Raw genomic sequence first — 17,470 nt, 5'->3', positions numbered from 1 at the left:
ATGAGGACGGCCGTGCTCAATCGTGTGATTGTTGGCTTCAATGTGTTACCCCTTTCGGTGAATACAGATCAACATGTATGTATTCATGTAGTGTGCGGTCTAAGTATAGCGTACTTAAAAATTGGAAAGAAGAATGTAAATTACAAAAAAGGTAAATGAATTAGAAAAGTGATGTATTATTATGGAAAGAAAAAAGAACCTCCTAGGAAATGGAGGTTCTTTTTTCGAATTGTACGGTTTGATGCATCCAATCGCCGATATCGGTCCACACGTCTTGTCGTTGTCGTTCACGCAAAATCTCATGTCTGGCATTGTCATAGGTGAGAACGGTCAACTCGATATCGGCAACTTGGTGTTTATGAACGATTCCCGTGAGTCCTTCTCCGTCATGGACGACCGGATCGTCAGCCCCGACAACGAACAAGATGGGTAACGTTTTCGGATGTTCGTGGATTCGAGCGGTAGACGTCACATCGAGCGATGCGCGCGCTACTTCGTGCAAGTAACCGAGCGTCGGAATTCCGCCGCAATTCGGGTCATTTAAATAGGCGGATACTTCTTCAGGAACACTTGAAATCCAATCGCTCTCGGTCGTGGCCGGTAAGAATTTCAAGTTATACCGTCCAAATAGTAAGCGTTCGAAAAAGCGAGAGTTATAGTTGCTCCCTTTGAACCGGATGGCCATTTCAATCGTATAGAGTCCGACCCGCCCGATCCATCCCGAATGCGGAGGCGGAGACACGGCGATGACGCCAGCCAGGCGATGACCTAACCGTTGCCCGAGGCGACGGGCGAGCAGTGAGCCGAAACTATGGCCGAGGACGACGGTCGGCAACTCGTCTTGATAGTGATCGAGGAGTGAGATAGCGTCATCAACCATTTGATCAAATCCTTCATGTGGAGACAAGTGGGCGTAAGTGGACTGATCCCGTGCCAAAGAACCGGCACCGCGGAGATCGCATAGGAATACGTTAAAACCAATTTCTGACAAAAAATCAGCGAATTCGACATATCGTCGGTGATGCTCGAGCATACCGTGAAAGATGAAGCAATTTCCAATTGGTTGTGAGGTGGGAATGTGTAGCACATGCGTCCGATACCCGTCCGCATACGTATGTTCCGTGACGTCCATCTGTATCCCTCCGTGTCGTTTAAAATAATCCGATCGCTTTACCGGTCTCGTCGATTCCCATATTCAAGGCGGCCGGTTGCTTCGGCAGACCCGGCATCGTCAAGACGTTTCCGGTCAAGGCGACGAGGAAGCCAGCGCCGACCGACGGTTTCAACTCTCTTACGGTCACAGTGAACCCGTGCTGGTAACCGAGTTTCGTCGGGTCGTCTGACAGCGAGAACGGTGTCTTCGCCATACAAATCGGCAAGTGTTGCCAGCCGTTCGCTTCGATTTGAGCCATTTGTTTTTTTGCGGTCGCGGTGAAGGTGACGTCGGCCGCCCCATACACTTCACGGGCGATCGTCAAGATTTTTTGTTCGATCGAATCGGTCAACGCATAGAGCGGGGTGAACGCACTCTCATTCGACTCAATCGTCTCGATGACGGCCTCGGCGAGCGCACGTCCGCCTTGGCCTCCGTTTGACCACACTTCACTGAGCGCGACTCGAATGTGGTTCGCTTCACACCAGTCGAGGACGGCCGCCAACTCTTCGGTCGTGTCTGAATTGAATCGGTTGAGGGCGACGACGGTCGGCAAGCCAAGTTTCCCCATCGTCTCGACATGTTTGGCAAGAAGTTTTAATCCGTTCCCGACGGCCCCGACGTTCTCGACGTGGAGTTGGTCTTTGGCGACGCCACCATGCATTTTCAAGGCACGGACTGTCGCCACGAGGACGACGGCGTCCGGATTTAATTTACCGATGCGTGACTTGATGTGACAGAACTTCTCGGCACCGAGGTCGGCTCCGAATCCGGCTTCGGTGACGACATATTCACCGAGCTTGAGCGCAGTTTTTGTCGCAATCAACGAGTTGCAGCCGTGAGCGATGTTGGCGAACGGACCACCATGAACAAGCGCGGGCGTCTGTTCGAGTGTTTGCACCAAGTTCGGCTTGAACGCTTCTTTCAACAACAGTGTCGCGGCACCAGCCGCCCCGATTTGTTCGGCCGTGATCGGTTCGTTGTCTTGATCGTAGGCGACGACGATGCGCTTGATGCGTGCCTCGAGGTCGGTCAACGAATCGGCGAGGCAGAGGATGGCCATGATTTCAGACGCCACGGTAATGTCAAATCCGTCTTCACGCGGTACCCCGTGGGCACTGCCGCCGAGGCCGATCGTCACGTGACGAAGTGCACGGTCATTCAAGTCGAGGACACGTTTCCAAACGATTTTACGGACGTCGATCCCGAGGTCGTTCCCTTGATGAAGATGATTATCGAGCATGGCGCTGATCGTGTTATGAGCTGCGGTGATCGCATGCATGTCACCTGTGAAGTGAAGGTTGATGTCTTCCATCGGCAACACTTGGCTGAAACCGCCGCCGGCCGCACCGCCTTTTAAGCCCATCGTCGGACCGAGTGATGGTTCACGTAGACAAACGATTGCTTGTTTATCGAGTTGATTCAACGCTTGTCCAAGTCCGACGGTCACGGTCGACTTTCCTTCGCCGGCTGGAGTCGGATTGATCGCCGTGACGAGGATGAGTTTCCCGTCTTCTCGAGTCGCCATCCGATCGATGACATCGAATGATAACTTGGCTTTATATTTCCCGTATAGATCGAGGTCATCTTCTTGTAAACCGAGTTTTTCCGCAATCTCTTTGACAGGTAGCATCTCGGCTTGTTGGGCAATTGTTAGGTCGGATAACGGTTTAATCGTCGTCATGTATAAAATCCCTCCACTTTCGAACATTATAACCTATTTAGTACATTTCATTCGTGAATCGACCCGGAATCAAGGTTTAATCTTTCGTTAGGGAAGACTCGTTCGTGTTGTCATTGAGTTTATCATAACCCATCGCTTCGTAGAATTCACCCATTGAGTGCAATATATTCCACCCTTTCCGTCAAATGTATCCGTTTTCATTTTTGGTCCAGGAAGGTAAGTTGATAGTGGAGGCGATGAACATGACAGAAACACCGAAACGAATCAAACGGAGACGAAATTGGAAGAAGCCGGCGAGTTTTATCGCATTCGTTGGTCCGGCCTTTTTGGCATTTGTGGCAATCGTGCTTATTCCATTTTTCAACGGGATTTATTACAGTTTCACAGATTGGAACGGTGTGACGGGGCAATTGAATATGGTCGGACTGGACAACTACCATCGGATTTTATTTGAAGATGAACAGTTCCGCGCTTCGTTCTGGATCACAACGAAATATACGCTCGTGGCCGTGGTGCTGACGAATATCGTCGGCTTCCTATTGGCTTTACTATTGACGATGAATATTAAGACGCGCAATATTCTGCGCACCGTCTTTTTCATGCCAAACTTGATTGGCGGGCTTATTCTCGGGTTCATTTGGCAGTTTATCTATGTGAAGGGCTTTGAATCAATCGGTGCATTGACCGGGTGGAGTCTGTTCGAACTGCCGTGGCTAGGTGACGCTCAGACGGCGTTCTGGGGCATCGTCATCGTCGCCATTTGGCAAGGTGGGGGCTATGTCATGGTCATTTACATTGCGGCGCTCCAAAATGTGCCGACAGATTTACTTGAAGCGGCTAAAATCGACGGGGCAAACCGGTTGAAGATGCTTCGTCATATCACCCTCCCCATGATCATGCCGTCGATCACGATTTGTCTGTTCTTGACCATCTCATGGTCGTTCAAAGTATTCGATACGAACTTATCACTGACGAACGGCGGGCCGTTCAAATCGACGGAGATGCTCGCTTTGAACATCTATACCGAATCGTTTGTGAATAATAACTACGGACTCGGCTCGGCGAAAGCAGTCATCTTCTTCCTCGTCGTCGCGGCGATTACCGTCACGCAAGTGTACTTGACGAAAAAGCGGGAGGTGGAGGCATGACGACGGAAAAAATTGAACGCATCGAAGCGAATATCGATCAGGCACCACGACAATTGTTGCCGCAAAAGCCGTTGCGGACGGGCGGATATACGGCGGGGCTCGGTCTCGTCGAGTTGGTGGCGATTTTACTCGGGCTCTTGTACCTCGTCCCGTTCTATTACGTCATCGTCAACTCGTTCAAATCGATCGCCGAGATTTACACGAATACGTCTGCCTTGCCGAACGTTTGGCTCGCCTCGAACTATTCAGAGGCATGGGAGGCGATGAACTACGGACGCGTCTTCTTGAACTCGCTCCTCATCACGGCCGGCGCGAACCTACTGATCGTGTTGTTCACATCGATGGCGGCTTGGAAGCTCGTCCGGACGAAACATTGGATTTCGACGGTCATCTTCTTCTTGTTCGTCGCGGCGATGGTCATCCCGTTCCAGTCAATCATGATTCCGCTCGTGAAAGTATCGAGCGTACTCGGGTTGTTAAACAGCCATTGGGGACTGATGGTCATGTATCTCGGGTTTGGGTCAGGCATCTCCGTGTTCTTATATCACGGGTTTATGAAGTCGATTCCGGAAGAAATCGAAGAAGCAGCCATCATTGACGGTTGCTCGACGTGGGGCGTCTTTTGGCGCATCGTGTTCCCGCTTTTAAAACCGATCACGGTGACAATCGTCATCTTGAACAGCCTTTGGATTTGGAACGACTTTCTGTTACCTTCACTTGTCCTCCGAGACATCGAACTGCGGACGATTCCGCTCGCGACGTTCTATTTCTTCGGACAATATACAAAACAATGGGATTTGGCACTCGCAGGTTTAGTCCTTGGGATCGTTCCGCTCCTCGTCTTTTTCTTCGGTATGCAAAAGCATATTATCAAAGGGATTACGAGCGGCTCGATCAAATAACCCTTCCCAAGGGATCTCCCCCGTCCGCTACACGGGGGAGAATTTTTTTTGAAAAAAGCTGTTGACATTTGTCGGAATATTTATAATAATTGGGTCAATTCAATTGTGAACGACATTGAAAGGACGAGTACACAGAAGACGTAAGCAAAGCGAGCCGGGGAAGGTGAGAGCCCGGACTGAAATCTCTGTCGAAGAACCTCCTGGAGTCGCTACCCGAACGCTTTGCAAGTAGACGTAGCCGGAATGTTCCCCGTTATCGGAACTACGAGATGTTCGTCTCGAAAAAGTGAGTAGATTCGTCTACTAATTTGGGTGGCACCGCGGAGCTTGAAGCCTTCCGTCCCATAGTCCATGGGATTGGAGGGCTTTTTTCTATTGCTCCATCCCGAAATCCCACAATTGGAGGAAGAAAACATGACAACAACAGCAATGAGCAAGATGAAGGAAAAACAACAGGCGATTACAGTAGTGAAGGCGACATTCGAAGACAAGTTCAGCACGGCGCTCGGACTCACACAAGTTCAGGCCCCACTGTTCGTCACATCGGCGAGCGGTGTCAACGACCACTTGAACGGTGTCGAACGCATCATCCAGTTCGATACGCAGTATCCAGGGCATGAACTCGAAATCGTTCAGTCGCTCGCGAAGTGGAAACGTGAAGCGCTCGGCCGCTACGGATTCGAAGTCGGTGAAGGGTTGTACACACAGATGCGCGCCATCCGTCGGGATGAAGAACTCGACGCGACACACTCACTCCACGTCGATCAATGGGACTGGGAACGTGTCATCGCTCGGGAACACCGGACGACGGAGTACTTGAAGGCGACGGTCGAAACGATTTACGCGGCACTCCGCGAGACGGAACAGACGGTCGAAACGATGTACGGGATTGAGGCGATCTTGCCAGAGTCGATTCACTTCTTGACGAGCCAAGAGTTAGAAGACCTTTACCCGGATCTTACACCAAAAGAGCGTGAGCACGCGATTTGTAAAGCGTACGGTGCGGTCTTCCTCTCGCAAATCGGCGGCGCACTCGCTTCGGGCGATAAGCACGACGGTCGCGCGGCTGACTATGACGACTGGTCGCTCAACGGCGATATCCTCGTCTGGCACCCGGAACTCGAATCGGCGTTCGAACTGTCATCGATGGGAATTCGTGTCGACGAGACAGCGCTTGCCGAGCAGTTGGTGACAGCCGGAGCTGAAGACAAACGCAAGTACCCGTTCCACCAAGCGGTCCTCGAAGGACGTCTCCCTCTTACAATCGGGGGCGGCATCGGGCAATCGCGTGTCGCCATGTATTTGCTTCGTGCTCGTCACATCGGTGAAGTCCAATCTTCGGTCTGGCCGAGTGAGATGATCACAGCATGTGAAGAAGCTGGAATCAGCCTGTTGTAATTATATAGAAGAAACTAAAACCAGGACTTTCTTTTTCAATAAGAAAGTCCTGGTTTTCTGTGCAACATTTTCCACCCTACACGTCAATTTTGACACCTACATAATGGAAGCGTTTTCATCTAAAGTTAGGGTGTACCGAATGATGAAGGATTGTCGACTCTATACTTAGGAGGAAGCGAAATGAAACGTAAATGGAGATTATCAACTGCCGTCATGACGGCAGGGATGGTATTGACACTTGCGGCCTGTGGCGGCGGGTCGCTTACGGAAGATGAAGGATCGAACGATGCGAACGCAGATAACGGGGACAAGCAAGACGTCACGTTGAACGTCTTCCAGTTCAAAGCGGAAATCGCCAAAGATCTTGAAGCGATGGCGAAACAATACGAGGAAGAGACGGGCGTCAAAGTGACCGTTCAAACAGTCGGCGGCGGAGCCGATTACGGCGCTGCGCTCAAGTCACAGTTCGCGTCAGGCAACGAGCCGGACATCTTCAATAACGGCGGGTTCACCGAAGCTCAGACATGGAAAGACAAATTGGAAGATTTGTCAGGCGAGAAGTGGGTCGGAGATTTGACGGAAGTGGCCAAGGAACCGATGACGATGGACGGAAAACTGTACGGGATGCCGATGAACTTGGAAGGATACGGCTTCATCTACAACAAGGAGCTGTTCGAGAAGGCGGGCATCAGTGAGTTGCCGAAGACGTTGTCTGAGTTGACGGATGCGGCTGAGAAGTTGGATAAAGCAGGCATCACGCCGTTCTCGGTCGGTTATGCCGAGTTTTGGATTCTCGGAATTCACTTGCTCAACATTCCGATGGCGCAACAAGACGACCCGGATGCGTTCATCCAGGCACTCAACGAGAATAAAGAAAAATTTGAGGGCAATGAGCAGTTCCAACAATTCTTGAAACTGTTTGACCTCACGATCAAATACGGCAATAAGAACCCGCTCACGACGGACTATAACACGCAAGTCACACAGTTCGCTCAAGGTGAGACGGCAATACTTCAGCAAGGGAACTGGGCGCAACAGATGATTCTCGACGTGAATCCGGACATCGAGATGGGCTTCGTGCCAATTCCGATCAATGATGACAAAGAAAAGATGGACCGCCTCCCGGTCGGTGTCCCGAACAACTGGGTCGTCAACAAAAACTCCGAGTATAAGGAAGAAGCGAAGGATTTCCTCGAATGGATGGCGACGTCCGATACGGGTAAAGACTACATGGTCAACAAGTTCAAATTTATCCCGGCGTTCAAATCGATTGAAGCGAACGACCTTGGACCACTTGCGGACGATATCTTGGCCTATTCAAACGAAGGCAAGACGATCTCGTGGAACTGGTTCAAGTATCCGGATGGTGCGGTCAACGAGTATGGCGCACTGATGCAAGCATACGTGGGCGGTCAAAAGACAGGCGACGAGATGCTTCAAGACTTCACGAAAGTATGGGCCGATAAGGCGAAATGATAGCAACACAAGCGGCGAAATGACCCCTTCGCCACTTGTGTTTTTTTTATGAAGAAACTGTCACATGAATCCTATAAAAATGAGACATACCCCCCTAGGGTTTTCGTGCAATATGTTCTGTAAGCGATTCATCAAGAGGAGGGGTTATGAAACGACTAAGCGGGTTACTCGCGTTATGGTTCTTCTCACCGATCACTGTGCAAGCGAACGAGGAACCGGTGTCGCTCAAAGAACCGATTGTGATTCAATCGAACGAAACGTTTAACGGTGAAGGAAAGCGGTTCAGTAGTTGTGAACATCCTGCGTTTCAACTCGAAGGGACCGGGCCGTGCTCGAGAACGTCGAGATCGAACAGTGCGAACGGACGACCGTATCCGCGGTGCTCGTCGTGGGACTCGGCCATCAAGTCATCGACGTTACGATTGAGGCGACCGGGACCGGGATCGCCGTCGAGAACAGTTACGGGGTCAGGTTGATTCGACCGAACGTGACAGGGAAGGGTGAGGAGGAAGGAATCGCCATCGAGGATAGCGAGGCGACCGTCATCAAAGGAGCCATCGTCGACCACGTCCGTGACGGCATTTATATTGAAAACGGGACCGGACACGAGTTGACCCGGCCGCTCGTCACGAGCTCACGATACGGCGTTCATCTTATGTTCCCGACTGACGTCTCGATTGTGTCCCCGAATCTGCACAACGTTGGAGCGCGTCGGTCTCGATGGATTGAGAAACCGAGCCGTCGGGAAGTTGTCGAAAGGGATGCGTCAACGTCTCCTACTGGCGCAGGCGCTCGTGACGAAACCTGACATCTTGCTCCTCGATGAACCGACGAACGGACTCGATCCGACTTGGATGCGTCTGCTCGGTGGCTTGTTGCGGGAAGAAGCTGAGCGTGGTGCGACGATCGTCTGCTCGACACACCAGCTTGATGTGGCAGCGATGCTCGCTGATGAAGTATGGATGCTCAAGGACGGTCGGCTCGCAGGTCGCGTCCTCGTCACGGACGAAGCGGCGGCTTATGCTAAAATCAAACGTTTCTTTTTCGAATCGGAAGTTGAGGCTTGTCAAACCGGCGCGGCTCGCACAAAATAATAGACAGTTGAAGTGGTGCTCGGAACCTTCCGGCACCACTATTTTATTGGGGAGATGAAACAAATGAGAAAGAATGTTACGGTCGCGCTGTTGTTGGCGACTTTTTTAGCGGCGATTGAAGGGACGGTCGTCTCCGTCGCAACGCCGGTCATCGCGAGCGAATTGAGTGGGGCTGCCCTCGTGAGCTGGGTGTTTGCCGCCTTCTTGCTGTTCACGGCGGTATCGACACCAATCTATGGGAAGGTGGCCGATTTGTTCGGCCGAAAGCGTGTCCTGTTATTTGGAATCGGGCTGTTCACGCTCGCCTCACTTCTTTGCGGACTTGCCACATCGATGGAACAACTGATTGTCTTCCGGGCGCTTCAAGGGCTCGGCGCCGGTGCGGTATTACCGATCTCGATGACGATTATCGGCGATTTGTATAAATACGAAGAGCGCGGCAAGATTCAAGGGATTTTGAGCGCGGTGTGGGGCGTATCGGGCGTGCTCGGTCCGGTCATCGGCGGGTTCTTGGTCGAGACGTTGTCTTGGCGTTACGTCTTCTTATTGAACGTACCGTTCGCACTTTTATCGTTCATCATGATCGTCACGTTCTATAAAGAGACCGTGACCGAGACGACGGAACGGATTGACGTCAAAGGAGCGCTGTTGTTTGCGTTCGGTACGACGGCGTTCTTGTATGGGCTGATCACGTTCAGCGAGACGAACGTCTGGACGGCCTCGGTCGTCGCCAGTGCCGTCTTCAGCGTCATCTTGCTCACCAGTTTCTTCTTATCGGAACGACGGGCGAAGACACCGTTGTTGCCACTCGAATTATTGAAACAACCAATCATCGCGTCGATCAATGGGGCCGTCTTCTTCGCGGCGTGGGTCCTCGTGTCAATGTCGGCCTATATCCCGATTTGGGCACAGGCCGTCCTTGGGAAATCAGCGACCGAAGCCGGATTCATGCTCATGCCACTCTCGGTCGCTTGGACATTCACGTCGATTATCGGCGGCCGTACACTTGGAGCGGCCTCGCCACGGCGTCGGGCCGTGACAGGAATGAGTCTCTTGTTGATCGGGACAATCATCTTGACGCTGCTCACGCAATCAAGCCCAGATCTGTTCGTCTACCTCGCTGTCGCCATTATTGGCGTCGGGTTCGGCTTGTCACAGCCGATGTTCATCGTTGTCTTGCAGACCGTCGTATCTTACCGGCAACGCGGGACCGCGACGGCCGCGAACTCATTTTTGAGTACCGTCGGTCAGACGCTCGGTGTTGCCGTGTTTGGTGCAGTATTCAACTTTATCGTCCTCAGCGGTTTCCGTGACGAGGCGGGCTTGAGCGACGTATCACTCGAATCGTTCTTTAATCGAAGCGTCACCGAGACGTTAAACACGACGGTCCGGCTCCAAGGCGAGCAACTCATCGCCACCGGATTGAATACCGTCTTCATCGGAGCGGCACTCGCGGCGTTCATCGCGTTGTTGATCGCGCTTCGTTTACCAGCTAACCCACCCGAACCTTCACGCGACAACTAAAGACACGGTATGATGGTGAAAAGGAGGCGATCATGTTGAAACGATGGATCCTTGTGTTATCTCTTGCCGTATTAGCAGGTTGTGCATCGGAACCTGCTGACGCACCGGCGCCAGAAGAGACTCCGGTCGAAGAGTCGACCGAAGAAACACCTGCGGAAGATACACCAGGCGATGCACCAACATCGGAAGCAGACGATTCGCTGACATTCGGTGCGAGCGAGTCTATCGTTGAGCAATTGGACGTACCGTGGTCGATGGTAAGGACCGACGAAGGATGGCTTATCTCGGAACGAGGTGGCACAATCGCCGTCATCGATGCGGACGGGAATCTCGATCGACAACCGGTCGTCCTCGAAGAAGATGTGCTCGAAATCGGCGAGGGTGGTTTACTCGGCCTGGCCTTGACGACAGATTTCACGACATCCCGACAAGTGTACGCCTATCATACGTACGGGACACCTGGGGACGTACGAAACCGGGTCGTCGAATTGACGTGGGACGGGGAGCGCTTTGAAGAGACGGCTGTCGTGCTCGATGAGATCCCAGGCGCCCAGTTCCACAACGGCGGCCGCTTATTGCTCGATGGCGACGCACTTTGGGTCACCACGGGAGACGCCCTCGTTCCGGATCTCGCTCAAGATGAGACGTCGATTGCCGGAAAAGTGTTACGGGTGTCCTTATCCGGAACAGGCGAGCCGACCGATTGGATTTATTCGTCGGGCCACCGCAATCCCCAAGGTTTGACGAAAGTTGGCGACACGCTCTATGCGAGTGAACATGGGGCGTCCGGTCACGATGAAGTGAACATTCTCGAGCGGGGAAACAACTATGGCTGGCCGCTCATCGAGGCAGACCAGGAACAAGATGGTCTCGAGACACCATGGTTCGAAGTCGGGGAGACATCGTGGGCCCCTTCGGGAATCGCGGCGGACGACCGTTACGTATACATGGCGACGCTTCGGGGGAATCGCCTTGTTGCCATCGACCGAGAGACAAAAGAGGTCACCCCGCTCGTCGAGGACAAAGGGCGTATCCGTGATGTCTGGTTAGGAGACGGAGAGCTCTACTTCATCACGAACAATACGGATGGACGCGGAAATCCGAGCAATGAGGATGATCAGCTGTATCGCTTGACCCTCGAATAGAAACTGACACCCGTGTCAGTTTCTATTTTTTTTTTTGTTGTCGATATCCAATTATCAGGTATAATGGACTTCATATGGAAAATGAAGGGGAATTTTACATGAAACAATCGCAATTGGTACATAAGAACGAAAAGCTGTATTTTGGACTGCTCGTCGCGGCCAGCGTGTTGACGGTGGTGTTAGGAATCGTCTTCACAATCGCCTCTCTCGGCATTTTCTTATGGATAATCGGAACGATTTTAGCATTGTCTCTATTCACGCACTGGCTTCAAATCGGATATATTCGCACGAACGGCGTCAAAGTGACAGAGCGTCAATTCGCCGACTTGCATCATACGTATCAGCGTGTCGGGCAAGAGATGGGGATTCGCCTACTCCCGGACGTCTACATTCTTCAAGCCGGGGGCGTCTTGAACGCTTTCGCGACACGTTTCTTCCAAAAGAACATGGTCATCTTGTATTCGGATATCGTCGAGTTGTCACGTGATGGGTACACGAAAGAAGTCGAGTTTGTCATTGCGCATGAACTGGCACACATTCGCCGTAATCACGTTCAAAAACAGTGGGCCATGATGCTCGGCGGCTGGATCCCGTTTTTAGGGTCTGCCTATTCGCGCGCCTGTGAATTTACGTGTGACCGCATGGCCGCCCATTACATTCAAGACCAAGCCGCATCGAAACGTGCCCTCACGATTCTTGCGATCGGTGGGAAGTTGGCAAAAGAAGTGAGCGAGTTTGACTACTTGTACGAAGCGAGCCGTGAGAACGGATTTATCGCCAAGTTGAGCGAGCTGTTATCGACGCATCCGCCGCTCCCGAAACGGATTGCGGCCATCGCGACGAACGCCGGTGAGACGAACGTTCCGGTCTTCAAGACGGCAGGGTATGTCAAAGGGTCGATTATCGGGACGATTGTATTGAGCGTCATTGTCAATGTGGCCATTGTCGCCTGGTTGTTCACGAGCGACGGATTGACTGGCTTCTCAGAAGGGTTCGGCTCGCTTGATGCCATGGCAGAAGAGCCGATTCAAGAACTTGCCTATAACGATGCATCGTACGAAGAGTTCGCGGCATTGCTGGCGGACGGTGCTGACGTCAACACGCAAGACCTGTATGGCGATACGCCGCTCCATAACTTGTTATACGGGGAAGGCGCGGACATCGACACGGTCGAGCTGTTGCTCGAGAGCGGTGCCGACGTGTCCCTTGAGAACGAGGACGGGATGACCCCGGCTGAACTCGCTGCCGACTCCGGTCAACCAACAGGAATCATCGAATTGATTCAATCGTACGAGTGAACAGAGAGGTTTATGGCCATGCGTGTGGCCATAAACCTTTTTAATAACAGCTGTTGCAAACGCTTGCATGGACCGTGATATAATGACAGCGAGGAGGCGATGCGCGGATGAGCATTCGGACGAAGCTGACGGGAATGATCGCCTTGACGATTATCGTTCCCGTCATTTTGGCGACGGTCATTTCTTTTTGGTACGTCAAAGATAGGGAGCGAGAGCGGGGGCTCCAGCTCACCGAATGGTCGCTTGAGCGTGGGACGCTGCAAATGGAGCGATATATCTCGGACTTGAGCCGCCTGCCGACAAGTCTATATGCGAACCGGGACGTGCTCGATATTCTCGAGTATGGGCCGGGGCTATCCCTTCAGCAGACCGAATTGGAAGTGAGACGGGCGCTCCTCGGAATGTACTTGTCCCGCGAGGATGTGGCCCAGATTCAACTGCTCATGCTCGAAGACATGGACTCGTTCGCCGCTTATAAAATGAAAGTGTCCCCGCGTTCGAAACAGCAGCCAAGTGAGATTCAGCAACAACTATTGAAATATGAGGAGAGCCGCGTCCTGCTTGAGGCCTCGCATCCGCTCGTGCCCTATCATGATTTCGGGCCGCTCGTCTCGGAAGAGCAGGTCGTCACACTTCATTTCCGACTCGACAAAATCGAGACGGATCAGCCACTCGCGATATTGTCGATTGATATTCCGGATGACATTTTCATCGGCCAACTCGCCTCACTACAGAACAATCCGAGCGAGAGCCTCTGGTTCGTCGGGGGAGGCAATCAAGTGTTCGCACAACTCGGTGACGGTGAAATCCCGCAAAATGTATCGACGAACTCGCTGTCGAGCGATGGAAAGCATCACCGTATCGTCAAATCGTTCGAGTTTGAGAACCAGACGTTCTACGTCGGAAAATCGATACCGGATCGATTGTTGACCGAGCCGGCGTCGCGGACGTCGTTCATCATCTTTGTCGTCGGGATGGTGTCGCTCGTATTGGCATTGATTGGGGCGACCTATGCCTCGATGCGTTTGACGACTCCAATCAAGACGCTCACGTCGAACATTTGGCGAATCGAACAAGGGGACATGACGGTCTCATTCGATTCCCTCGGAAATGATGAGTTCGGTGTGCTCGGACGGCAATTCAAACGGATGATCGAACGCATTGACGATTTGATTCAACGAGAATATCGTCTAGCGCTCGAAAATCGGACGAATGAACTGAGAGCGCTCCAAGCCCAGACGAACCCACATTTTTTATTCAACGCCTTGCAGTCGATTGGGACGCTCGCGTTGAAAGGGGACGGTAAGACGGTGTACCGTCTGATTACCCAACTCTCGTCGATGATGCGTTACACGATGCATCCGGACGAATCGATGGTGACGCTTAGGCGAGAAGTCGACCACCTCACGTCTTACATTCGGCTGCAGCAAGTCCGGTTCCCGGATCAATTCGAGATCGAGGTCGACGTTCCGGAGACGCTCCTCGATTTGACCGTGCCGAAGATGATTTTGCAGCCGCTCGCCGAGAACTTCTTTAAGCATGGATTTGAGCGCGACGGTGCGACAGCAGCGAACCACTTCTCGGTCCGGATTCACCAAGCAGGGCCAGATCTCGTGATTCGATGTGAGAATAGCGGACGCGATATCTCGGACGAAGAGCTAGCGTTGTTAAAAGAACGGATTGAGAAGTCGACCCAACCTTTGAATGGGGCAGAAGGCACCGGTTTAAAGAACATTCGGGATCGACTCATGTTAAACTATAATCGGGAGGCTCAGTTTATGTTGGCTACACCAGAGACAGGCGGATTTCGTATTGTCATGCGTTTCCCGGCCGTAAAGGAGGCGGATGCGTCATGACGAAAGTATTGATCGTCGATGATGAGTCGCCGGTACGGGAAGCGGTGAAACTGCTCGGGGAGTGGGAACAGCTCGGCGTCACGAAAGTGATCGAGGCGCAGGACGGGGAAGAAGCGAAACGAATCATCGCCAAGGAACGGCCAGCACTGATTTTATCGGACCTGCAGATGCCTCGTTGTAACGGCATCGAGCTGATGGAATGGGTTCATAAGGAAGCTGAGGCGACCAAGCTAATCGTATTGACCGGTTATGACGAATATTCGTACATGCGGCGTGCGATTCAGCTCGGTAGTTTTGATTACTTGTTGAAGCCGATCGACCCGGACGTCTTGAATGAGACGCTTGCACGCGCTCTTGCTGACGTCACGCCTGATGAAGCGGATCCGATTCTACAGATTGGTGCGTTCATCGAGCGCCATTATGCGGAAGAACTCAGCTTACAAGGGATGAGCGAGCGCTTTTACTTGAGCCGCGAATACATATCGCGTCGCTTCAAACAACAGTACGGCGTCAACTTATCCGAATATTTGCTGTCGATCCGGATGCTCGAGGCGAAACGTCTCCTTGAGACGAGTAGACAACGTATTTATGAAGTCGCCCAAGCGGTCGGCTTTTCGGATGATAAATATTTCCGGAAAGTCTTTAAAAAACAGGTTGGCATCACCCCGAATGAATATCGGGAGCAGTGTCACCGACTATCTTGAAGGAGGAATTTAATCATGAGTGTACACATTGGGGCAGAACCAGGACAAATCGCAGAAACGGTATTGTTACCGGGAGATCCGCTTCGCGCGAAATATATCGCGGAAACGTTCCTTGAGGACGTCGAGTTATATAACGAGGTCCGCGGGATGTATGGCTTCACAGGAACATATAAAGGGAAACGCATTTCGGTTCAAGGGACGGGAATGGGCGTTCCATCGATGTCGATTTACGTGAACGAATTGATCATGTCATACGGCGCGAAAAACTTGATCCGTGTCGGTACGGCCGGTGGGATTCAAGAAGACGTTAAAGTACGTGACGTCGTCATCGCGATGAGCGCATCGAGTGAGATGGGTCAAAACCGTGTGCGCTTCAACGGGATGGACTATGCACCGACAGCGACGTTCGACCTCCTACATCGCGCTTATATGAACGCTGAAAACGCCGGCATCCCGGTCAAAGTCGGTCAAATCTTCACAGCCGACCAGTTCTATCAAGATGATTTCCACCATTTCAAGAAGTGGGCCGACTTCGGTTGCCTCGCCATCGAGATGGAGGCGGCAGGACTCTACACACTCGCTGCGAAACATAAAGTGAACGCGTTGACGATCCTTACGATCTCAGACCACTTGTTGACAGGAGAAGAGACGACATCCGAAGAACGTCAAACGACGTTTGACGAGATGATCCGTGTCGCACTCGATACAGCGGTCGAAGTCACGAACTGATGCAAATGCCCTACAAGCCACTGGTTTGTAGGGCATTTTTGTGTCCGTGCGCCTTCCCGTGTATACAAAGTGAAACCGGCAAGCTAGACTGAAGCTGAAACGAACAGTTCGAAAATCGGGCTGTACCAAGGAGTTGTGACTATGAACAAAGCATCTGCTTTTGTCATTTATAGTATCGTCTTTTTTGCTTTCTTTGATCTTTTTGCCCAGCTTCCGGTCATGAGCACGTTCGCGACATCGGTCGGTGCGACACCGTTCATCGCCGGACTCGTCATTGCCATTTATTCGTTGTCGAACACGTTCGGCAACATTTTATCGGGGATCTGGACTGACCGAATCGGTCCGATCGTCATCTTATTCGTCGGTCTCGGGCTATCGAGCCTCAGTCTATTGTCATACCATCTCGTCGACACATCGACGACGCTTCTCATCGTCCGCATCGTGCACGGGTTCGTCGCCGGCTTGATCGTACCGGCCGCGTTCACGTTGTCTGCCAATTTGACCGCAGCGAACCGTCAAGGGAAGAAAGTGGCATTGACCGGCAGTTTTGTCGGGTTGGCGGCCATCATCGGGCCGGCGTTCAGTGGGATCATGGCGAGTCGAACGACCGTCCCCGTCGTTTTCACATACGTCGCGTTTTATGGGGCGATGGTCGCATTACTCGCACTCATCTTTTTACGTCCGTCGAAACTGTCGCTCGGAACATCGAGCCGTCAAGAGGAAGGGAAATCACGGCTTGAACGTGACGTCGTGAAGGCGTATATCGGTGCCTTCCTTTTAATGTTCTCGCAAGGTGCGATCGCGTTCTTGCTACCACTTTATGTACAGTCGCTCGGCTATGACTCCCGCTTGAGCGGGACACTGCTTAGTACGTTCGGAATCATGGCGGTGCTCGTATTTGTGTTACCGACGAACCGTTTGTTCGATCAAATCGAACCAGCGAAACTTGCGGCACTCGGTGTCGGCATTCTTGGTGTGAGCCAACTGTTGATCGGCCGTGCCGAGACATCTAGTCTCTTATACGGGGTGCTCGCCTTGTACGGTGTCGGTTTCGCGATCTTGTTCCCAGCCATCAACACGATGTTGATCAAAGCCACCAACCATGCCAACCGTGGCAAATCCTACGGATATTTTTATGCCTTCTTCTCGCTCGGGACGGTAACGGGATCGGCTTTTTTAGGCTGGCTTTCCATCACGGTGACGCAAAAATTCACGGTGACCGGAGGCATCTTGCTCGCCGCCGGGTTGGTTCTCGTCATGATGCAACAAGCGAAAAAGCGGAACGTGCCCGTGAGATAAGGCAGACCGAGAGTGTGCGGAGCGAAGGTTCAAAATGGTCGATGGCCAAGAGAAAATGAT

15 protein-coding genes and 1 other annotated feature are annotated in these 17,470 nt (G+C 52.2%); of the genes, 13 read left to right on the top strand and 2 right to left on the bottom strand.

Annotation, left to right across the window (positions count from 1 at the left end; all coding sequences use genetic code 11):
• Nucleotides 1-202: 202 nt before the first annotated feature.
• Together KNP74_RS10490 and KNP74_RS10485 are read right to left on the bottom strand one after the other, a co-directional pair.
• On the bottom strand, nucleotides 203-1,132 hold the full coding sequence (locus KNP74_RS10490; RefSeq protein ID WP_214764231.1) for an alpha/beta fold hydrolase: 930 nt from the start codon (nucleotides 1,130-1,132) through the stop codon (nucleotides 203-205).
• A gap of 19 nt (nucleotides 1,133-1,151) precedes the next feature.
• Complete coding sequence (locus tag KNP74_RS10485; protein ID WP_214764229.1) at nucleotides 1,152-2,837, bottom strand: formate--tetrahydrofolate ligase; 1,686 nt, start codon at nucleotides 2,835-2,837, stop codon at nucleotides 1,152-1,154.
• A 242-nt stretch (nucleotides 2,838-3,079) separates the two neighbouring features.
• Here KNP74_RS10485 and KNP74_RS10480 point away from each other — a divergent pair, with 242 nt between their 5' ends.
• From KNP74_RS10480 to KNP74_RS10420, 13 genes are all read left to right on the top strand, one after another.
• Nucleotides 3,080-3,985 carry a carbohydrate ABC transporter permease gene (locus KNP74_RS10480; protein WP_034781156.1) on the top strand — a complete coding sequence of 302 codons (906 nt, stop codon included), beginning with the start codon at nucleotides 3,080-3,082 and terminating at the stop codon, nucleotides 3,983-3,985.
• Nucleotides 3,982-4,887 carry a carbohydrate ABC transporter permease gene (locus tag KNP74_RS10475; protein ID WP_084592978.1) on the top strand — a complete coding sequence of 302 codons (906 nt, stop codon included), beginning with the start codon at nucleotides 3,982-3,984 and terminating at the stop codon, nucleotides 4,885-4,887. The genes KNP74_RS10480 and KNP74_RS10475 overlap by 4 nt, the downstream gene beginning before the upstream one ends.
• Nucleotides 4,888-4,993: 106 nt before the next feature.
• Nucleotides 4,994-5,235, top strand: a binding site (T-box leader).
• Between the two features lie 66 nt (nucleotides 5,236-5,301).
• Nucleotides 5,302-6,285 carry an aspartate--ammonia ligase gene (gene asnA / locus KNP74_RS10470; protein WP_021067832.1) on the top strand — a complete coding sequence of 328 codons (984 nt, stop codon included), beginning with the start codon at nucleotides 5,302-5,304 and terminating at the stop codon, nucleotides 6,283-6,285.
• Between the two features lie 180 nt (nucleotides 6,286-6,465).
• Nucleotides 6,466-7,761 (top strand): ABC transporter substrate-binding protein, encoded by a 1,296-nt coding sequence (locus KNP74_RS10465; RefSeq protein ID WP_214764228.1) that lies wholly within the window; start codon nucleotides 6,466-6,468, stop codon nucleotides 7,759-7,761.
• Between the two features lie 328 nt (nucleotides 7,762-8,089).
• Nucleotides 8,090-8,569 (top strand): NosD domain-containing protein, encoded by a 480-nt coding sequence (locus tag KNP74_RS10460; protein ID WP_214764227.1) that lies wholly within the window; start codon nucleotides 8,090-8,092, stop codon nucleotides 8,567-8,569.
• The gene (locus KNP74_RS10455; RefSeq protein ID WP_371816331.1) at nucleotides 8,463-8,855 is read left to right on the top strand and encodes an AAA family ATPase; all 393 of its coding nucleotides are present in this window, start codon (nucleotides 8,463-8,465) and stop codon (nucleotides 8,853-8,855) included. Before KNP74_RS10460 ends, KNP74_RS10455 begins: the two co-directional genes overlap by 107 nt.
• 63 nt (nucleotides 8,856-8,918) lie before the next feature.
• Nucleotides 8,919-10,379: an MDR family MFS transporter gene (locus KNP74_RS10450; RefSeq protein WP_214764226.1), complete on the top strand. Its 1,461-nt coding sequence runs from the start codon at nucleotides 8,919-8,921 to the stop codon at nucleotides 10,377-10,379.
• Nucleotides 10,380-10,414: 35 nt separating this feature from the next.
• Complete coding sequence (locus tag KNP74_RS10445; protein ID WP_251130151.1) at nucleotides 10,415-11,524, top strand: PQQ-dependent sugar dehydrogenase; 1,110 nt, start codon at nucleotides 10,415-10,417, stop codon at nucleotides 11,522-11,524.
• 98 nt (nucleotides 11,525-11,622) lie between these two features.
• On the top strand, nucleotides 11,623-12,822 hold the full coding sequence (locus KNP74_RS10440) for a M48 family metallopeptidase (RefSeq protein WP_214764224.1): 1,200 nt from the start codon (nucleotides 11,623-11,625) through the stop codon (nucleotides 12,820-12,822).
• A gap of 107 nt (nucleotides 12,823-12,929) precedes the next feature.
• Entirely contained in the window at nucleotides 12,930-14,678 is a 1,749-nt protein-coding gene (locus tag KNP74_RS10435) for a sensor histidine kinase (RefSeq protein ID WP_214764223.1), read from the top strand.
• The gene (locus tag KNP74_RS10430) at nucleotides 14,675-15,382 is read left to right on the top strand and encodes a response regulator transcription factor (RefSeq protein ID WP_034781142.1); all 708 of its coding nucleotides are present in this window, start codon (nucleotides 14,675-14,677) and stop codon (nucleotides 15,380-15,382) included. The genes KNP74_RS10435 and KNP74_RS10430 overlap by 4 nt, the downstream gene beginning before the upstream one ends.
• A 15-nt stretch (nucleotides 15,383-15,397) precedes the next feature.
• Nucleotides 15,398-16,111, top strand: a complete 714-nt coding sequence (gene deoD, locus KNP74_RS10425) for a purine-nucleoside phosphorylase (RefSeq protein ID WP_214764222.1) — start codon at nucleotides 15,398-15,400, stop codon at nucleotides 16,109-16,111.
• A gap of 141 nt (nucleotides 16,112-16,252) precedes the next feature.
• Nucleotides 16,253-17,410 (top strand): MFS transporter, encoded by a 1,158-nt coding sequence (locus KNP74_RS10420; RefSeq protein ID WP_214764221.1) that lies wholly within the window; start codon nucleotides 16,253-16,255, stop codon nucleotides 17,408-17,410.
• Nucleotides 17,411-17,470: the final 60 nt, after the last annotated feature.

It is taken from the genome of Exiguobacterium sp. s141 (genome assembly GCF_018618085.1).
Lineage (GTDB): Bacteria > Bacillota > Bacilli > Exiguobacteriales > Exiguobacteriaceae > Exiguobacterium > Exiguobacterium mexicanum_A.
The sequence above is the reverse complement of the archived record's forward strand: the minus strand, read 5'-3'. Positions and strand labels throughout refer to the sequence as shown.